The organism is Enterococcus malodoratus, from assembly GCF_027659535.1.
Classification (GTDB): domain Bacteria; phylum Bacillota; class Bacilli; order Lactobacillales; family Enterococcaceae; genus Enterococcus_A; species Enterococcus_A malodoratus.
Map to the genome: position 1 here is coordinate 657,654 of NZ_JAQDPG010000001.1, position 19,869 is coordinate 677,522.

The following is a 19,869-nucleotide window of genomic DNA, read 5'->3' on the forward strand; positions in this document are numbered from 1 at the left end:
ACAGACTCACTCATTGAAAGTCTATTTCATTTATCGCTGTAGAAAACTAAAAAAAAAGAACCAAAATCCATTTATACAGGATTTTGATTCTTTCTGATTGAGAATATCTAAATAATAAAGTGAGTCTTCCGTAATCTCTTTCAGTCTACTTCTGAAATACGATCCGTCATTACTTCACACTAATCGTCTTACTCGAACCATTTGTCTGAGAAAAATCGAGTGTAAATGTTTGATCATTTTGATTGTAGACGATACCCTCGCTCATCGTTACTACTTCCGAAAAATCTTTTGGTATTTGAAGTGTAACTGATTGAACTTTTTGCGTAGGAGCAGAAATTACATAATCCGTTTGTTCTTTATTTACTTGTCGCATAAGCGCAATTGGTTTATCTGAACGAATACCTGCAACTTCGCCTCCTGATGATTGCCAAAAATTGATGCCTAAATAATTGTCTTCTTTTAATTCTACGGCTTGAATTTCTGGGGTATTTTTTAAAATAGTCACGGGTCTTTTTTGAGCATATTCTTTTAAGCCTTCCGCATTGATCCCGGGAAGCATCGCATAAGTATACGTTTCATTGCGCGGCTGATTTCCATGATTGATTAAAAGTTTTGCGTACTCACCCGTGTATAGTTCTTCACTCGGAAAAGCTTCGTTGATTTGGCTGTAAGTTCCGCTGCGCTGTTCTCGTTTTACAGTGACAGCCTCTTTTTCTGGAAAATAGTAGCCCATGGAACTTTGCGGCTGATCAGATTGCAGCAGCAACCAAGATCTGTTACTTGGCTTCTCCATTTCAGCATTTTCGTTTTGGTCAGATAAAATTTGATAGTTAAATTTACTATTCAATAAACGGTTATCTACAACCGTTTCAATCGAGGCCGCTGTATCTCCGGTAATCCCGGAACCTAACGCTATTACTTGTCCGTCTACGATAAACCACGATTTTTTTGCTTTAAGGTTCATTGGCAAAAGTACACCATTATTTTTTGTTCCAGATTTATTCAGTGCCATTCCGACTACGGCCTGACTTTGATTCGCGACACCGCCGACCCCATCTTCTGTAGAAACAACTGTTGTAAAAGCGGAAACCTCATCTTTTAAAGGGACCGTGTCAATCGTTGTTCCTGGCAAGCGATACGGATCAATCGTCGGCCAATAGGACTTGTTGAATTGTACTTCATCATCATTGTAAAGATAGAGCATTCCATCTCCAGTATGCCACCCGCGCTTATTCTCTTTATTCCCCGCCTCAAAGGAAGATATTCGGCTGGAATATAAACCTAAACCAAGTGTATAGTCTGGTGTGTGCTGAACAAATCGGTCCATTGCTGCGTACATTTTTGTTCCGGTAAAGGGTGGTTGATTTCCTTCAATAGAAGTATCAGCCATCAACGACTGAGTCATCAGCAAATCATTATAGTTCCTAATATTAGTAAAATAATAATCTGGATTTTCTTTCATCCAGTATTTAACTGCTTCCTTCAATCTCTTTTGACTTTCCGCGGGCGCAAACTTGGCAACAATCAATAAATTATAAAGCGTGGTCGAGCCATAGCCGTTTTTGGTTTTAGCTGGAGACCTTGAGATCGAACGTCCGTTAACGGTGGGCAGCATTTCTCCTTGATAAATCAATGGAATAAAAGCTTGTTCAACGTTTTCAACAAATTGCTGAATAACTTCAGGCGCCATTGCATAGGATGAATTCTGGGTAATCGCTAAAATTTTACCTACTCCGCTAATTAAAACATTCCCGTATGAGCCTGTGTAGGGAATCGTATTATGTTGAATAAAAGAGCCATCTTGATAGAATCCGTCACCTTTCGTCACTAGTTTGAAGACGTCGATGATACTGTCTGATGCTTGTTTGATTTTTCGTTCATCCTGCTGCAAAATACCTAAACCTAGTACAGTTTGAGCTAGGTCAGTCCGATTCGCGCCTGTTGTCGAAAAATTGGGAATGAAGGCTAAATCAATAAATGTTCCTTGTGGTTTTGTATATAGCTGTTTGAAAGGATCTGGTACATAACCGCTGATTGCAGAAGTATAAAGAGTTCTTTGCTCTGGATTTAGCTGGTCATTTATTACCATTAAGATACTAATAAATTTTTGCGGAACACCGATTTGCCAATCCCACCAATTTCCGTGAAATTTTTTCCCATCATATCCCTTTTTAGTTACCATAAAATCAAGTCCTGCTGTTACGGCAGACAAAATTTCAGAGTTGTGGTAACTGCTAGTTCCATTGGTTCCATAGGCAAAGGCTAATTGCTGCAAATTTGAAAATTGACTTGTAAAGTCGGCCGAAGCTGTATCACCGGGTTTGGGTGTCCAAAGATAGGCTCTGTCTGGTGCTTTATTCAAGGTTTGATAAAGTTTTTCGGCCTCTTCGGACAATGTATTAACATACTTTACAGTTGCAGGATCGGTTTCATCATACGTATCTGATACGAGTTCTTGCTTCCACTTTTTTTGCAACTCATGAAAACTTTCTGTCTCGTCCTCAGCCGCCTGTCCCTCCACAGTCAAGAGCTGTGTTGATACTCCGAGAAAGAAAATCAGTGCGATTAACCAGCCGCTAATTGGTAAAATAAACTTTTTGATATGCATAGTTGGCTTCCTTTCACTTCCTATTTGTTGATTATGCCAAGATTCCGAAAGCACTTAATACGATTGAAAGAAGCAAAATAATCCAAATCACTCGAGTTGAATTTAGTTTTTTCTGACCTAACATCCAGTACGTCAACAAGACTAGTAAAACTGGGACTAACGCAGGCAATATTGCATCTAAAGTGTCTTGAAAAACTAATTCAACCCCATCTTTTTTATAGACAAAGGGCACTGTTGCTTTCACAACTGAAGGAACTAAAGCCCCAATAACCGTAACTCCCAAAACAGTTGCCGCATTCGTAAAGGCAGATAACTGATCCTTTAGGGTGGTCACCAGCTTTACCCCTTGTTTATAACCCAAGGGCAATAAAGCCGCTCGCCCAAACAATAAAGCAATATTAGCGATAATCCAGATCACACACCCGACTGTTGAACCGTTCTGAGCTAAGGTTCCGGCAATCGAACCGAAAATCGTTCCCCAAATAACATGAAACAAGGAATCACCAACGCCTGCTAAAGAACCCATCAAAGCAGTCTTTAGCGCCACAATCGTATCTTTGGCCTTATAACCATCCTCTTCCTCAATTGCAACATCAATTCCCATGATCAAATTGCCAAAAATAGCATTCGTATTGAAAAATTGATTATGTGTTTGCAGCATCACTTGCAGTTGCTTCTCATCATGACCATAAAATTTTTTCAAAACAGGAAGAATACCATATAAGTAGCCAGAGCTCATCATTCGCTCGTAATTCCAGTTTAATTGGCTTCCTAAAATAAACCGCCAGCTAATGGCATTCAACTCTTTTTTTGTAATTTTTTTATTATTCATCGCCGCTAAATCCCCCTTCAAAGGTCCCAGTTGTTGTCACGTTTTGGACTTGAGATATCTTTTCACTGTCTCGTTTAAAAACGATCATCGCAGCAACAACTCCAATAATCGAAATACCTAACATCGGTACTTGCAGATATGCTGCCAAAAAGAAACCCAACAATAAATATGGAATGTATTGTTTCGTTGGTAAATAATGTAATAGGATTCCTACACCTACAACGGGCATAACGCCTCCCGCAGTCCGCAACCCATTCATCAGCCATTCGGGCATATTTTCAGTAATTGTAGTAACAGCCGCATCACCAACTAAAAGCATCAGTAAAATCGGAATCGCTCGCGACAATCCCCAAAGCAGCGAACCAGACAAAACCAGCCGCGGAATTCGATTAAGCTTCATCTGATCAATCGCTTTGTCAATGGCATGTAATAGATAAACATTGCAGAATCGAGCTACCACATCTAATTGCAGCATCAAAAGGGAGACCGGTACCGCTAGACCGATTCCATATTCTGCGCCTTTTCCAGAAATAACCGCAAAAGCCGTTCCCAAAACAGCTCCTGTAAAATAATCTGGAACAGATGCACCACCAAAAGCAGCGATTCCTAAGCGCATCAATTGTAAAGTCCCTCCGACCATCAAACCCGTTTTAAGATCCCCCATGATCATGCCGGCAATCATTCCAGCAATCGTCGGTTGCGTTAGAGTATTAGAGATAAGTGAATCATTAATTGCGATAAATGCATAAATAGTAATTAAAATAATTTGATATGCGGCTATGTGCATAATACGTTTCCTCCTTAATTAACCTCTTAGTTTCTTCATAAAATCTATTGCTGGCTCATTTGGTACCAATTGAGCAGTTAACTTCACACTTTTATCGGCTATTTTTTCAAAAACAGTGACTTCCTGCTCCATTACCTGGATACTTTTGGTCACTTCAATCGCCCCTTCTTTATAGCTCATATTGCCGACATTGACAGAATCAAGCTGACCGCCAGCCTCTAAATAATCAAGGACATCGGTTGGATTTTTGAACAACAAGAAGATTCGTTGATTGCCATACTTTCCAGCTTGAATATATTTAACGGCATTCTCGACTGATAAAACAGATAACCGCATCGAAGTTGGCGCAGCCATTCGTAAAGAGGTTTTCTGCAATGGATCACTAGCAGCCTCATCATTCACCACGATAATTCGTTGTACATTCAAACTGGTTGTCCAAATTCCAGCCACTTGACCATGAATCAAGCGCTCATCAATTCGAGTGTTAATGATATTCGCTTTACCGGCAAATTGCTGATAATCCGCAAGATTTACTTCCGTCGTTGCTCCTGTCGTATTATCGTCTTTCTGTGCCATCTTTGCTTTCACGTCAGATGCCTGACAGACTGTTGAGTGAAGTAATTCTTGGACTGTTGCTGCTTGGTTAACCACCGCTTCTATGACTAGCGGCAGAGACATTCCTGCGATTATCTCCACCTGTTCATCTTCTAAATAATTCTTTAGTGCCACGTTGCAAGGCGTCCCGCCTAATAAATCCGCAAGAATCAAAACGGGACCGTTAAGGGTTTTCATTTTATCCTCTAGATCATCAGAAAACTGCAAATTATCTCCATCTGGTTTTAATGACACGGTATGAACATGCTCTTGTTTACCAACGATCATCTCTAGACTAGCCTTCACGCCATCGGCCATCCCACCGTGACTGATCAATACGATGTTTCTCATTCATTTCCCTCCTAAATAGTGTTTTAATTTTTATGTTAACTTGATGCCCGAACAACTGAACTTTGAGCTTGTTTCGAAGGTGACGCTTTCATTTTGTAAACCAGCCAAATCTTTATCGCCTCAAAAAGATCGAAAAACCTTCAATATTAGTCCAAAGTAAGCAGCATCGCTAATTTCCCTTCTATTTAAGATCACTCTTAAAGGTATCGCGTCCAGTTTGGATTCAATAAACACATCAAAGCCTGCAGATAGAAGTAATCGCCCCACAGATTTGGTTCATCAATGCCTTTTCCTTCTGCATGAGCATAAACCCCATGTAAAAGCAGCCCTTCATTATTTTCCATGCCCTTTGTTGAATAGTATTCCCCCAATTGATAAATCATACCCTGTGCCAGTAATTTTGCTTGGGGATAGGCTTGATTTATCGAAGCTTCTAGTAAACCGCAAATCGCAATAGCCAAGGCAGAACTATCTTTATCTGATGGATTTTGGTCATTAAAGTCAAAATCCCAATACGGGACTAAATCCTCGGGCAAATGTTCAATGAAAACATCCACGATCGCTCCATAATTTTCAGGAAAAGGCGTTGGCAGAAAATTTTGATTCAATGGGATTCCCAAAATGGCCCAGCTTTGTCCGCGAGCCCAAATTGAGTTATCGCTGTGGCCTTGATGTGTAGCACCATAACTAGGATTTCCTGTTTCAGGATCAAAATAATATGTGTGATAGGTAGTCGCGTCTTCGCGGATAACCGTCTGCAATACTGTTTGATAATGTTTCAGAGCGGCCTCGCGATAGCATGTATTGCCAGAAAGATCCGTTGATTCAAAGAGTAAGGGCAAATTGATCAACGAATCTATAATCAGACGATATTCTTTTGGATCGCCATACTTTCCCCAAGCTTGAATAAAACTTCCTCGTTCTTGGAATCGAGCTAATAAGACATCGGCTGCTGCTAATAATTCTTCTCTACACAGGTCATTCATTGTAACCTTATAACCAGCTCCTGCGGATAAGCTGTACAAAAAACCAATATCATGATGATCTAATACAAAATGGGTGTCCAGCCGCTCCTTAAAACTCTGGATATTCTCCATTGCGATGATCAAAAATTTTTCTTTTCCAGTCCATTCATACGCCAGCCAAAGCATGCCGGTCCAAAACCCATTGGTCCAATCATCATTTTCTTTAATTCGATAGCGCCCATTAGTTGCACAGGCCGATGGAAATTTTGTTCCAAAACGATCCATATTCTGCTCTATTTTTTGAATGCAGTAGTCCATTTGTTCTTTCAGCCATTCTTCAGTCACCTTTTCGCTCAAACTAAGCAAACGTGCCTTCTTTTCTTCAATTGTCATTACGGCTCCTTTCGTTGTACTCGTTTTTAATTTCTCCATATTTACTGATTAAATTTGGTTCAATCCAAAAACTTCGATTTGGGTCAAAGCTGGGAATGGTGATTCGTCCGAAGCTTTTCGCAGATTTTTTAAAGTCAGGCTGGTGGTCTTTTTCAAAGGAAATTTAACATTTTGAAATTCTAAAGATTTAATCGTAGGTACGCAGAGATTATTTCCATCAGAAAATTCTATTGTCACGTTCGTCCAATAACTGTCGTGAGGATAATCTCCTCTAAATAATAGACGTACCCAATCAACCCGTACTTCTCGCCCAAACTCAATCGTCAGTTCGGCATCCTCTTGTTGATTGATTCCCCACGAAGTAAACGGATAAGAGCCGTGTGAATAATTTCCATATTTGCCATCGATGGCATTTTTTGCGTAAAAGATTGCTTCATCTCGAGTTTCCACGTTTGCTGTCGCGTGAGGATAGGCTCCCGTTGATTCCTTCTGATCGTGAGAATTGATTGAAAGATTTTGATATTGCATGATTTCAAAGGGATAGGCCTCGCGAACCATTAGGTGATGACGTTTTGACGAGAAGCTCGTTTCAATCGCCGCTTTCTTTTCCATTTGTTTATGTGGCAGCTGGTACTCCCACTGCGTACCAGCAAGATAAATCAGTGATGGCACCAATGTTTCATCCAACTGAACCATTAGGTATTGATTCGCCTGTTTACTCGTAATCACAAGCTTATCGCCAGGTTGATACAGATAGTCCTTAATGGCCAACACCGCTAGATCTTTTCCTACTACCTGATAAGTTTGCGTAACCTTTTCGTGATCAATTTTCCCTTGAATTAACTGATTGTCTTTGTTTCTAAGTTCAATCTTTATCATGTATTGTTTCCTCCTCGTAACAACCACCGACTAAACAAATCAGCCGATGGGTTCCAGGCATAATTTTTTGGGCCAAATAGGGTAAGCTCGTTCGTGGAAAAAATAATGACGTATTCGCTTCTGGTTGAACGATTTCTGCCTGAGCATATCCTTCAATTGCGACCATCGTAGAAGTTAACCGATCAGATTTGATCTTAACGGTCCTATCAGTCACTGTTGCATTTGCCTTTCTATTGATTAAGGGCAAACTAAAGCCGCCTTCTCGAAGATCCAGTGAGACTGCCGTTGTGATTTCATGAATCCGCACATGCCATTCACCTAACGGAAAAATAGTTGTTTCGATCTGAACATTTTCAAATGGTGCCCAGTTATAAACAATCTTTTCCTCACTCATAAAATAGTCTCGAACGTTCCTTTTGGGTCGGAAATACTGACCATCTATCGAAACCGCCAATACATTATCAAATGCGCCTTCCTCATAACTAACACCGGCTTTGGGCACACTGAAACCAAACCTAGTAGAATAAACAAATTTGCTATATTTCGCTTCAGCGTGCGCCTGCCCTTCAATCATCAGTCCAGCTGGAAAGCCAAGTACATGCTGACCGCTTTTTGCTTGAATAAGCAGCATGTTTCCTTCTTTTGTCAGCATTTTTGGCTTCTTAGTGATGGGTTCAGGTTCGGCCTGCCAAAACGGATGCGAATTTTTTGTTGCTAACAGCAAAAATATTTTTAATGCCCAATATGGCGATCCGGGTGCGTTATACCCTTCAGCAATCACTAAATTTTCATAGTGGTAACCAATTGACAACCGACCGTCAAAGGTGAAGATATCTTTAGCAAACCAATTTTTCATATGATTGGACAAAAGCATTTTCATCTGTCCCCAAGGAATTGCCTCCACCTCCGCAAATACTAATGCCGAGAAAAACGCTCCTTGAGCAAACCGATAAGTCGCGCTTCTACCGTAAGGGACTGCTTCACCAGCCGCATCAAAATAATAAATAAATGTTTGGGCAAATAGTGTAGCCCGTTCAATGAATTTTTGTGACCAGTCCGGCTCTTCCTCTTTCAAAAAGACAGCAACTATCAACCCATAAAAATGAAAAGCAAAAGGAATATAATAGTCTTTTTGTGTCTTCTTACCATCAAAATAACAGCCGTCTGCTAAGTACATTCCATCAATCAATTTCAAATGGCTAAGTAATAACTCACGATCTAATGCCTCACCGCAATGGTATAAAGCGACTTGAATCAACACTTTAAAGAAAGTCCAATTATTTTTAGGAATTTTGTGTTCAAGCGCTTGTTTCATCCAATTAATCACATTTTGCTGTTCCGCCTTCGTTAACTCCGACCATACATACTCCTGATGTAACAATAAGGTCAGTGACAGCGCCGCCATTTCAACAATATATTGATCGTAATCTTCTATCTCTCCCCAATAATTCTCACTTGCTGGATCGGTTCCTTTGATAAGATTCGCAACATAGCTGTCTCGCAAGTCATCCTCTTTTTTTTCGGTCCAATAGGGAGCAAGCCCCCAGAGTGGACGGATAAATGCTTCCATTTCCGCATGTCGCTGATCATAAACTGATCCGCTTCCGCCAACTTTTATTCCAGCTTTTGTTGTCTGCATAAGACTGGCGCGTAATGGTTGAATCAACTTCTCCAACGCGGCTTGATAATCTAGCTTTGACAAAAAATCATTCTTTTCGATCATATCCAAGAAATACCTTTCGGAGTTTTATTGCTGAAAATTTAACGTTTCGCATGCTTTCTATTTAAGGCTGTTTTCCAAGATAAGCCAAGATTCCGCCATCCACATAAAGGATATGACCATTCACAAAATCTGAAGCTTTTGAAGCAAGGAAAACTGCAGGACCTGCTAAGTCCGCGGTTTCTCCCCAACGATTAGCTGGCGTTCGGCCCAAGATGAATTCATTGAATGGGTGTCCTGGTTCGCGTAATGGTGCGGTTTGCGGCGTTTCGATGTAGCCCGGCCCGATACCATTACATTGAATATTGTATTGTCCATATTCAGAGGCGATATTTTTCGTCAGCATTTTCAACCCGCCTTTGGCCGCTGCATATGCGCTAACAGTCTCACGCCCTAACTCGCTCATCATGGAACAAATATTAATGATTTTTCCCCCGCCTTTTTTGATCATCTCTGGTAAAACAGCCTTTGCCATAATAAAAGGCGCGGTTAAGTCCACATCGATAACTTGGCGAAAATCAACTGCTTCCATTTCGATCATTGGCGTTCGTTTGATAATACCCGCGTTGTTAACTAAGATATCGACTGATCCGACTTCCAATTTAATCTTCTCGACTAGTGACTGTACCTGCTGTTCATTTGTAACATCACAAATATATCCCTTCGCTTCTATCCCCGCTTTCTTATAATTATCAATTCCCAAATCTACTGATTCTTGAGTTAAGTTGTTAAATACGATCCGTGCGCCTGCTTCAGCTAAAGAACAGGCAATTTCAAAACCGATTCCATATACTGCTCCCGTCACTAAAACCACTTTGCCGTCTAAACGAAAATCATTCATTGTAAAATCCATCTTTTCCCCCACGCTTTTCTCTTATTTAAGTTGATCCATTGAAATCATATCCATGTCGGAATAGGTAATGTTCTCTCCGCACATCGACCAAATAAACGAATAATTGCTAGTCCCAACTCCTGAATGAATCGACCAGCTAGGCGAAATTACCGCTTGTTCGTTACTCACTACCAAATGTTTTGTTTCATCTGGCTTGCCCATCATATGAAAGACACCAGTATCTTCCAACATATCAAAATAGACATATGTTTCCATCCGACGTTTATGAGTGTGACAAGGCATCGTGTTCCAAGCACTTCCTGGTTCCAAAATCGTATATCCCATTTGAAGCTGACAACTGTCACAAACATTTGGGTGAATATACTGATAGATTTTACGTTCATTTAATGTCAGATTTTCCCCTGCTTCTAAAGGTACTACTTCGTCAATACTGATTTTTACGTTTGGGTATTTGTGATGTGCCGGTGTAGAACTGATATAAAATTTAGCTGGATTAGCTGGATCTTCAGAAGAAAAAATAACTTCTTTCGTTTCCTTGCCGATATAATAACCGTCTTGCTTTTTCATGATTTCTTTTTGACCATCGATTTGAATCATACCCGGTCCGCCAATGTTGATGACTCCCAACTCCCGCCGCTCTAGAAAATAGGTCACTCCCAATTCTTGTGCCAACGTAACCTCCAATGGTGTATCAGTTGGAGTAATTCCACCAAAAATCATTCGATCATGATGGGTATAAGTCAAACAAATTTCTCCTGGAACAAAAATGTGCTCGACCAAATATTCCTTTCGTAATTGTTCTGTTGAATAATGACGAATATCCTCCGGACTATGACTATAACGATTTTCCATTTTTTGCATGACACTTGCTCCTATCTCTTAAATTTTTATGATTTGTTCAGTAAACTCTTTGATTGAAAGGACAGTATGATTTTAAACTCCTTAGGTACTGCCACTTCAAAAAATCTCGCTCTCATTAAATTTCTTATTTGGAAATATTGATTTACATTTAAGAAATTACATTCAGAGTATATCGATATTCAGAATAAATGTAAACACTTTCTTCAAGAAAATTAATATTCAATTTTCTTAAATTTAAAAACAAAAAAAAATCCAAATGCAATTGTCGAAAATTGCATTTGAATCTTTTTTAGGCTAAGTCTTTTTCAATTAGACGTTTTGTTTCCAAAATTTTCTCATTGATTAACTGTTTTTTTTCTGCGGTTACTCGGTACTTTGGCATACTGATACTAAAGGCGCCTATGATCTCATTTCCTTTTTTTAGCGTGACGCCGCTGCAAAAAATATCGCGCTCAACTTCTTCGTCATCATAAGCAATCCCGGTTTGACGAATAGCCTCTAGTTCACTTAACAACCGTGCGGAATCGGTAATCGTATGTTCCGTATAGGCAACTAGACTATGAGTAGCTATGTATTGCTCTACTTCAGCTTCTGTTAACTCCGCCAGAATAGCCTTTCCCATAGCAGAATTATAAAGAGGACGAGTAATTCCGACTTTCGAAGCCATTCGAATCGTTTGATTTTTTGGATCCAACTTGTTGATGTACAAAACTTCATTTTCATTCAAAACACCCAAATGAATCGTCTCGTCAATCGTTTGTTGGAGTTTATCAAAATAAGGTAAAGTGATTTCTGATAAATCAATTTGCTCAATGCTCTTATTAGCATAACGAATCAGCTTAATGCCTAAGCGATACGTCTTATCCTTACTTTTTTGAACATAATCGATCAAGACTAACGTATCCAAAATTTTAAGTGTGGTAGATGATGTCATTTCCGTTGCTTGTGCAATCTCCTGCAACGACTGATCTGGTGCAGCTGCTAAAAAATCCATTATTTTCGCGGCTTTTATCAGTACAGTTCCATAAGTTTTTTTCTCGGACATACGAACCTCCTTTATATTTAATGTTATGCAATCCTTCTCTAAGAATAAACGCTTCATTCTCATTTTTCAATAGAGAGAAAAATAAGATACCTCAAACGGGTATCTCAGTTTTCCTCTAGTAGGCAAATTATCGCTGCCCAGCTCACTTAAAAAAATAGCAATTTATTCGTTCCTCAAATCTCGAATAAAGAATACTGTATCAACATCCATCAAATGATAATCCGTTGGCATCTCTGTTTTTTCAATCAATTCGAACCCATTTTTCTTATAAAATTTTTGAGCCGCTTTTAACACTTCAACTGTCCCTAGATATAAATATTCATAACCCTGTTCTTTACAATAGGAAACCAGTGTATCCAACAGTTTTCTTCCAATTTGTTTTTCACCTCTAAAATCTTTAGTAACAAACATCTTCTTGATCGCACCACAATGATTCTGCAGCTTCACTAAAGCAATTGTTCCAATTACTTTGCCTTCAAAAAGTGCAACCCAAAAATTTCCGCCTGTATCGATGTACTCTTCCTTGATTCTCAATAGATCCGGCTGGTCCTCCACGCTAAGCATAATATTAAATTCATTTCTTTGAATAGGTATAATTAAGTCAACGACCTCTTGTGTGTACTTTTCCTCAAATGGAACAATTTTCACTTCTGACAATTAAAACAACTCCTTTAAATTATTTTACTTCAACAAGTTTTTCGTGCTATTCTTCTAGCTCATTTGGAACAACATTATATAAAATTTTCTCAATAGTTGCCATCGCAGCGACTAGTTCTTTATAACTTTTGTTGTCTAATGGCTCCAAAAGCTCTAGAACTTTTCTGTCCGACTGATCTTCAACGTATTTGTTCAATTCTACACCCTTTTCAGTGAGGTAAAGGTGTAAGCTTCTGCTGTCGTCAGGATTTTTTTCTTTAAAAATATAATTATCTCGTTCTAGCTTACTTAGTTTTCGACTTAAATAGCTTTTCTTTATGTTTAAACATTTCGTTAATGCATTTGCAGTAATACTTGGGTGTCGCCCTATTTCTCCTAAAATTCGCATTTCAATCATTGAGTAGTCTAGATCAAAGACCTTTTGATCGAATACACCTAAAATTCTTGTATAATACCGATTAAATTTTCGAACGTCATAGGTATCCACTTCGTATCACGACCCTTCGATTTTAGTTTACTTTATCAACTAAATTGAGTATAAAACATTTAGTTTACTTTATCAACTATTTTAATCGACGAAATGATTTCATTAATAACTTAGCTTTACAAGAAAAAAGACTTGTGAAAATTTGAAGAATCATTTATTCTTACTAAGTTGTGAATCACACAGCTTTAGGAGGAGATCATGATGAAAAAATCATCTTGTATCGTACGATTAAAGAACTATATAGCGCTCGATTAAATGATTAGTTCTTTGACGAAAAATCGATTTTTCTCAAAGAAAAGAAATGAGGAAAATGATGAATACAGAAAAATTAGTTATAGAACCTTATGAATATTGGTACTGCAAACAGCAAATCAGCGAACTTGTCAGTGCTTACCATTCGGTTAACGATAAATTGACTCTATCGACTTTACAATCACTTATAAAAGGGAAGACCGAAAACATTTTTGGGCGAGACCCATCATTAGAAGGTTATTGGAGCCAATTTCTCGATACTAGTCTTACGAGAGAAAAATTTGAAAAGCTTTTTGAAGAGATGAAACGTTTTGTAATACCTATGGATATTCCCTCCTCAAAACAGATTGATAAAAGTTTTCGAAAAGTTAAAAAAATGCAGTATCCAGAAATGCCAATGATCGACTTTCGTGAATTGAGCTTTTTAGGCTGGAATGATAGTGGAACCAATCGCAAATATTTGATACGCAAAATAGATGGCCGCTTTACTGGCGTTTATGGAAGTTTCAGTACGGATATTCAAAAAGGACATTGCGCCATATGCAATCAAATCGGTACGGTCGCCTTCTTCCTTGCGACTACTAAATCCTCTGGCGATGGCACATACACCAAAAAGGGCAACTATATCTGTACCGATAGCAATCAATGCAATCGACAAACAACACAATTAGAAACCTTAGAACGCTTTTGGGAGACTGTTACGAAATAAGTTATTGAAAATATTAATGCAAATAGAACTGGCCCAATTACACAACTGTAATTGGGCCAGTTTAAACATATCGATTGTTGCATTAGTGACATCCCGAAAGATACTCATAGTTACCAACTTACTTTACATTATTTTTCGTGATGTAGAAGAATTACCCTATCTATTTAATCAAGTGTCCATCTGAATAGAAATTATATTCTTTTCCATCAATGACAACTATCCCTTGCCACTACTTTATTACCATAGTAATAAAACCAATAGTTTTTCATTTTACCCAGTCCTTTGGCGTAATGGGTAAATCCTTCAAAAGAAAAAAGATCAAGCATAATTTCATGCTCGACCTTCCCTTTCTATACCAAACTACATAATGGTTCCCATCGAAACATTATGATCTTCATCTGTTGTTATCGCTGCTGCCACTGCAGCCGCTAAACCTTTAGCAATTGTTTCAACTGGCAAACTTGGTGTTCCAACTGGCAGATCTACAACTTGTTCTGGCAAGTAAGGAACGTGGATAAAACCACCCTTAATAGCTTTATTCTCTTTATCGGCCAAATATAATAAGCGATACATAATGTCGTTGCAGACAAATGTTCCAGCCGTGTATGAAACACTTGACGGAACCCCTGCTTCTTTTACTTTGCTGACCATTGCCTTAACTGGAATCGTCGCAAAATATGCTGTCTCACCATCATCATGAATTGCTTGATTTAATGGTTGTTGTTTTTCGTTGTCAGGAATACGTGCTTCCATCAAATTAATAGCTACTTTTTCAATTGAGATATCTGAACGTCCACCTGCTTGTCCGACACAAATAACAATATCAGGCTGTTGCTCTTCGATAGCCTTAGCTAGAACTTCGCCATCTTTTTTGAAAACAGTCGGAATTTCCAATTTATGAATTTCTGCTCCTTCAATTGTATCTGGCAATAATTTCACTGCTTCATAAGCAGGATTGATTGCCGCCCCGCCAAAGGGATCAAAACCGGTTATTAATACTTTCATTATTATCACCTTTCTTTTACTCTTCTATTTAAATAAAATCATATAGCAGATTTGGAAAACTAAAAAGATTACTGCTAGTACAGCCTGGTTTTTGATTACGCCAAAACGATCTTTCATTTCCAGCATAGCCACTGGCACAATGTTGAAGTTCGCTGCCATTGGGGTACATAGAGTTCCGCAATATCCGCAAGTCAACGCGACCATTCCGATCAACACTGGATCGGCTCCATAGGCTAAGACGAACGGAGCTCCAATCCCAACGGTCATTACAGTGATTGCTGCAAAAGCATTTCCCATAATCATCGTGAACAACATCATACCAATTGCGAATACAATAATTCCTAGATTTACATTTCCCTTAGGTATCACTTTCGCTACGAGGTCAGAAATAACCTCTCCGACTCCTGCCGCTGTAAAAATAGCACCCAAGCTAGCCAATAGCATTGGCAGCATACTTAACGGGCCAACCGTTGAAAGCATACGTTCCGCATCGTCCAAGAAAACTTTCGGTTTGTTTGAATTAGAATAGATCATCAAAATGACAATAGCAACTAAAACGCCGACACCCACACCGACTAAAGCACCTAATTGTGTAAAAACGGCAAAAATAATTGCAAAGATTCCCATGGCCAATGCTGGAATAAAGATCTTCATACCAATCTTATCAGCCATTTTTTTCGTAACTGCTTCGGTCGGAGCATTCTCTTTGCCTTTGCTGACCTTTTTGAAAATAGGCGGCAGTGTCATAATAATGACTAATACACCATTGATCATCGGCGGAATCCAACGACCAAACATCATCACAATCCCTAACGCACACCAAAAGATTGCTGTTCCGATCGGTGTTGCATTGCTTTTATCACGAGCATTTTTAATCCCGGTATAAATCGCTACAGCACCCATAATAATATAAATGATTTCAAGTAATTTCTCAGATAATAAAACTTCATGACTTAGAAAAAATGACATTTGCTTTCCTCCCTATTGATCGTTGCCGTAGTATTTTTTATATAATTTTCGGTCTTTTAAGAAGTAATAAACAATCGCTACGATGACGGCAAATAACGCAACAGGAATTTCAACCTTCGCTAAATCCAGCAAACTTGATTCGTAACCTAAAGACTTCAATGTAGCTTGTACTAATAGTGCACCTGGTCCGCCAACAAATAAGACTTGGAAGAAGAACCACGCGATATTTTCCATACCTGAAGACATCCCTTTTAACTCTTCAACATAATCTTCTTCAGGTTCCTTGCCTTTGGCTTCAATTGAGCCAATAACCATTGGCATAATGATCGGACGGACAAAACCTGCCACACCGCCAAAACTAATATTGAAAGCCGCAAAGATCGAACGCATGATTCCATAAGCGCCGATGACCGCTCCAGCAGAAGCATTTTTTATTTTTCCGATTAATTTCGCTGCCGATTCTTTCAAACCATTTCGTTCCAATGTACCGGTAACCAACATGATCAAGATAAAAATCGCCATCGAGCGGTTAGAAACGAAACTCGTTCCCAAGGTTGTCAACAATCCTTCCACTCCTAAACCACCTGTGATTGCTGTAACGACTGCTGCCACTAAGATGATTAGAATTGAATCTAACTTTAAGGCAAAGCCGATAATAACAATCAAAATACCTATCAATTTAACTAATTCCATACAATATTTTCCTCCTTATGTATATTCAAAATCGACCGAAGTCGAGTATGGCTAATATAATTATTCTGCTATTCCTGCCAATATCAAGTTTATCCATAACATTTGTTACGGCTTTTTGAATTTTCTGACTTTTCAGATTAGCATTTTTATCTACTGGATTTGTTTCGACATTATTTTTTAAATAATGTCCCAACTTCGCGCCCAGCCAAAATATCGAACAATATCCGTGGGCTTTTCCCATTTGCTAATACCATTGAAATGTTCATTGTCAAAGCACCGGTCGCTGTCTTGAGCTTACTGCGAATCCCGCCGCGGCTTAATGTCCCACTATGTGGCTCAGCTTCCTCGATTAATCGTTGATCGATCTCACTCAATTGATGGAACATCGTTGCTTGTTCATTAAACAAAGGATTTGCTGAATACAAGCCATTTACATCCGAAAGCATAACCAGTAAATCGGCTTGAACCGCTTCGGCCACTAATAACGACAATTCATCATTATCCTCAAACTTAGCCGCATGCCCCTCTTCATCTACAGTCACCGCGTCATTTTCATTGATGATCGGTAAGATTTGATGATCTAGAAGTTCATGGATGGTTTGAACAAATGCCTGTTGGCTCTTTGGAAAATCCAACACTTCACGGCTCAATAATAGCTGGCCGATTTTTTGATTTTGCTGGTTAAATGCCTCTTCATATAAACTGGTTAACAGCCCTTGTCCAACTGCCGCTGCAGTCTGTTTTGAGACTTCTCCTAATTCAGTAACCCCAGCACCAACTGCTCCAGAAGAAACCAAAATCGGCTTTTTACCCATAGCAATCAATTCAGATAACACACTAGCCAATTGTGGAATAGCCGTTTCAATAATTCCTGTTTCTGGCGATACTAATAAACTCGTTCCAACCTTTATTACGATGACTGTTGCTTTTTTTATTTCTTCTCTCATACATTACACCTTAATTATAAAAAACAAACTCAAGGGTTTAATAAAACCCCATTCGTTTATTGCACTTTTATTATTTTTGGCTAATCATATCACAAATTTGTCCGCATGAAAATATTTTATTTTTTTAATCAAAATCCTCTTTCGTCAAAACGCTCTATATGCCAACAGTCTTTTTGCAGTTATAAACAAAAATTTGAAGAATATTAAATTTTACTCATTTAGTTATTTCAACTTGAATAATTGAGACACAGTTAATTTAATATTCAAAATTTAAAGAACAGGTATCGAAATGATAAATAACTAAAAAGATCATCTGTGAATAATAGCGCTAACATCTAGCCGAAAAATGACGGTTATTTTTACAAAAAAATGGACCACCCTTATTTTTAGTAAAGGCAGCCCAGTTTCTTAGACTCATTCGTTCGCTTCATATGACTGTACTTCACGTGCATACTCTTTGCTTGATTCATACATTGAAATAGCCTGTTTTCGTCTTTCTTTGTGATTAACGATCGGTTTTGGATAGTCTTTATCTAAAACCACACCGTATTCTTCTTGCTCTTCCTTTGTCATTTTTTCTGGCTGATGAATCAATTTCGCAGGTACTTTATCTAGTTCTGTCACATATTTTTTGATGAATTTCCCTTGTGGATCAAATTTTTGTGATTGGGTTGCGGGATTGAATACCCGAAAATAAGGTACCGCATCTGTTCCTGTCGAGGCGGCCCATTGCCACCCGCCGATATTGCTAGCAGGATCGTAATCGTTCAATTTCTGTTGAAAATATCGTTCTCCCCATCGCCAATCGATTAACAGATCCTTAGTTAAAAATGATGCTGTGATCATTCTTAAACGATTATGCATCCAACCTGTTTGGTTCAGTTGACGCATCGCCGCATCTACAATTGGAAAACCCGTTTTTCCTTCTTGCCACAGCTTGAACTTTTTTTCATCATTTTCCCAATCAATAAATCGAAACTGCGCTTGAATAGGTTGCTTTTTCTGATCTGGAAAATTCGTATAAATCATGTTATAGAAATCCCGCCAACACAGTTCCTTTTGAAATGTGCTGCGCCCTTTTGAGACAGTTTCTTCTTGCAGTGCTTGCCAAACAGTCCGAATCGAAAGTTCTCCTGTTCGCAAATACTGTGATAAATGACTGGTTTGATCTAAGATTGGAATATCTCGTGCCTGCTCATAGTTAGCTACTGAATTTTTGACGAACTTTTTCAATTGGCGTTTGGCTGCATCTTCTCCAATTTTTGCTTGCTTTGGAAGATTTTCTACTAACTGTTCAAACTTCTTTTCGTCCTGCGGAAATAGCATCTCTGAATAAACTGAATCTGATTTGAACTTGACGTTAACTGGTGTTTCCTTAAGAATATCTTTCCATTGGTTGTAATACGGGGTAAACACTTTGTAGGGATTTCCTTGCTGGTTTTTGATTTCTTTTGCACCGTGCAGATAATGATCCTGATAGCAGAAATATTCGATAGCATTTTGAGCGAAAAATTTCTTTACCGCCTGATCTCGTTTAACCCCATATCCGGTAGTATCTTCATTGAAATATATTTTATTCCAGTCTGGCATAGTTTTCTTAAGCTCGCTAAATAACTCCAAGGGATTTCCGTACTGAATTTGAAGATGAGCTTTCTCATCAATTTTTTCCTTGAAAAACGCCACACTTGTGAAAAAGGCTTGATGATTTGCACTATTTTCAATAAATTGTTCCGGATTAACCTGAAATAGCAGAATCAATTCGTCCTTATCAGATAACTCCTTAAACGCATGATAGAGCCCCTTGTTATCCTGTATTCGTAAATCACGTCGAAACCATACCACTGTCTGCATCAAACAAACCTCCCATTTTGTATATCTATTCTCTTCGAAGCTACCATATAATCATCGAAAAGGCATTTTATTGGTTTGGATTGATCATAAATTATTATGGAAAATTTCCAAAAGCCCTTCGTATGCAATCATTTCTGAGGTCTCCTGTCAGCTATTCAATGACCATTTGACAAGGCTAGCTTTTACTAGTATATATGTTAGTGAATGTAGTTCAATTCATATATATATGATAGTAAATATCAGTTGGTTGTTAAATAATTCAAAATAAAGGCTTTTGACTACTCTTTGTTTATAATAAAAAGACTTCTAAATCAGGAGATATCTTCTTGAAATAGCGAAAGGAAGGAACGACCGATAGCGTAAAATATTTTGTGTAAATAGAATTTTTGAGTAGAAAAAAAGAAAGTCCAT

General features: G+C 38.5%; 18 protein-coding genes. 1 reads left to right on the forward strand and 17 read right to left on the reverse strand.

Going from position 1 to position 19,869, the window contains the following annotated elements; translation table 11 throughout:
- Positions 1–169: 169 nt before the first annotated feature.
- The 12 genes from PGP85_RS03215 to PGP85_RS03270 all read right to left on the reverse strand — a co-directional run bounded on the left by PGP85_RS03215 (position 170) and on the right by PGP85_RS03270 (position 13,032).
- Complete coding sequence (locus tag PGP85_RS03215; protein WP_270326093.1) at positions 170–2,608, reverse strand: polysaccharide lyase 8 family protein; 2,439 nt, start codon at positions 2,606–2,608, stop codon at positions 170–172.
- A 31-nt stretch (positions 2,609–2,639) separates the two neighbouring features.
- Positions 2,640–3,440: a PTS system mannose/fructose/sorbose family transporter subunit IID gene (locus PGP85_RS03220; RefSeq protein WP_251867615.1), complete on the reverse strand. Its 801-nt coding sequence runs from the start codon at positions 3,438–3,440 to the stop codon at positions 2,640–2,642.
- The gene (locus PGP85_RS03225; RefSeq protein WP_270326094.1) at positions 3,433–4,227 is read right to left on the reverse strand and encodes a PTS mannose/fructose/sorbose/N-acetylgalactosamine transporter subunit IIC; all 795 of its coding nucleotides are present in this window, start codon (positions 4,225–4,227) and stop codon (positions 3,433–3,435) included. Before PGP85_RS03225 ends, PGP85_RS03220 begins: the two co-directional genes overlap by 8 nt.
- Before the next feature lie 18 nt (positions 4,228–4,245).
- A complete protein-coding gene (locus PGP85_RS03230; RefSeq protein WP_270326095.1) occupies positions 4,246–5,172 on the reverse strand; it encodes a PTS mannose/fructose/sorbose transporter subunit IIAB in 927 nt (308 codons plus the stop codon).
- Positions 5,173–5,369: 197 nt separating this feature from the next.
- Positions 5,370–6,530, reverse strand: a complete 1,161-nt coding sequence (locus PGP85_RS03235; protein ID WP_270326096.1) for a glycoside hydrolase family 88 protein — start codon at positions 6,528–6,530, stop codon at positions 5,370–5,372.
- A gap of 48 nt (positions 6,531–6,578) precedes the next feature.
- Positions 6,579–7,409, reverse strand: coding sequence for a discoidin domain-containing protein (locus PGP85_RS03240; protein WP_270326097.1), 831 nt, complete (start codon positions 7,407–7,409; stop codon positions 6,579–6,581).
- Complete coding sequence (locus tag PGP85_RS03245; protein WP_270326128.1) at positions 7,396–9,132, reverse strand: DUF2264 domain-containing protein; 1,737 nt, start codon at positions 9,130–9,132, stop codon at positions 7,396–7,398. Before PGP85_RS03245 ends, PGP85_RS03240 begins: the two co-directional genes overlap by 14 nt.
- A 61-nt stretch (positions 9,133–9,193) precedes the next feature.
- Entirely contained in the window at positions 9,194–9,982 is a 789-nt protein-coding gene (locus PGP85_RS03250) for a gluconate 5-dehydrogenase (RefSeq protein ID WP_270326098.1), read from the reverse strand.
- A 21-nt stretch (positions 9,983–10,003) separates the two neighbouring features.
- Positions 10,004–10,843: a 5-dehydro-4-deoxy-D-glucuronate isomerase gene (gene kduI / locus PGP85_RS03255; protein ID WP_270326099.1), complete on the reverse strand. Its 840-nt coding sequence runs from the start codon at positions 10,841–10,843 to the stop codon at positions 10,004–10,006.
- A gap of 289 nt (positions 10,844–11,132) precedes the next feature.
- Positions 11,133–11,888 carry an IclR family transcriptional regulator gene (locus PGP85_RS03260; protein ID WP_270326100.1) on the reverse strand — a complete coding sequence of 252 codons (756 nt, stop codon included), beginning with the start codon at positions 11,886–11,888 and terminating at the stop codon, positions 11,133–11,135.
- Between the two features lie 162 nt (positions 11,889–12,050).
- Positions 12,051–12,536: a GNAT family N-acetyltransferase gene (locus PGP85_RS03265; protein WP_270326130.1), complete on the reverse strand. Its 486-nt coding sequence runs from the start codon at positions 12,534–12,536 to the stop codon at positions 12,051–12,053.
- Positions 12,537–12,591: 55 nt separating this feature from the next.
- Positions 12,592–13,032, reverse strand: coding sequence for a MarR family winged helix-turn-helix transcriptional regulator (locus PGP85_RS03270; protein ID WP_251867622.1), 441 nt, complete (start codon positions 13,030–13,032; stop codon positions 12,592–12,594).
- Positions 13,033–13,345: 313 nt separating this feature from the next.
- Between PGP85_RS03270 and PGP85_RS03275 the strand changes: the two genes are divergently transcribed.
- Positions 13,346–13,993 carry a FusB/FusC family EF-G-binding protein gene (locus PGP85_RS03275; protein ID WP_270326104.1) on the forward strand — a complete coding sequence of 216 codons (648 nt, stop codon included), beginning with the start codon at positions 13,346–13,348 and terminating at the stop codon, positions 13,991–13,993.
- A 360-nt stretch (positions 13,994–14,353) separates the two neighbouring features.
- Here PGP85_RS03275 and pcp read toward each other — a convergent pair whose 3' ends face one another.
- The 5 genes from pcp to PGP85_RS03300 form a co-directional block, all read right to left on the reverse strand.
- On the reverse strand, positions 14,354–14,998 hold the full coding sequence (gene pcp / locus PGP85_RS03280; protein ID WP_090405787.1) for a pyroglutamyl-peptidase I: 645 nt from the start codon (positions 14,996–14,998) through the stop codon (positions 14,354–14,356).
- 24 nt (positions 14,999–15,022) lie between these two features.
- The gene (locus PGP85_RS03285) at positions 15,023–15,967 is read right to left on the reverse strand and encodes a DUF979 domain-containing protein (RefSeq protein ID WP_010742315.1); all 945 of its coding nucleotides are present in this window, start codon (positions 15,965–15,967) and stop codon (positions 15,023–15,025) included.
- Between the two features lie 12 nt (positions 15,968–15,979).
- A complete protein-coding gene (locus tag PGP85_RS03290) occupies positions 15,980–16,660 on the reverse strand; it encodes a 5-oxoproline transporter, DUF969 family subunit (RefSeq protein ID WP_010742316.1) in 681 nt (226 codons plus the stop codon).
- A 170-nt stretch (positions 16,661–16,830) separates the two neighbouring features.
- Positions 16,831–17,607 (reverse strand): glutamate 5-kinase, encoded by a 777-nt coding sequence (gene proB / locus PGP85_RS03295; protein ID WP_090405789.1) that lies wholly within the window; start codon positions 17,605–17,607, stop codon positions 16,831–16,833.
- Positions 17,608–18,021: 414 nt separating this feature from the next.
- Positions 18,022–19,458 carry a cryptochrome/photolyase family protein gene (locus PGP85_RS03300; RefSeq protein WP_270326106.1) on the reverse strand — a complete coding sequence of 479 codons (1,437 nt, stop codon included), beginning with the start codon at positions 19,456–19,458 and terminating at the stop codon, positions 18,022–18,024.
- Between the last annotated feature and the right edge of the window lie 411 nt (positions 19,459–19,869).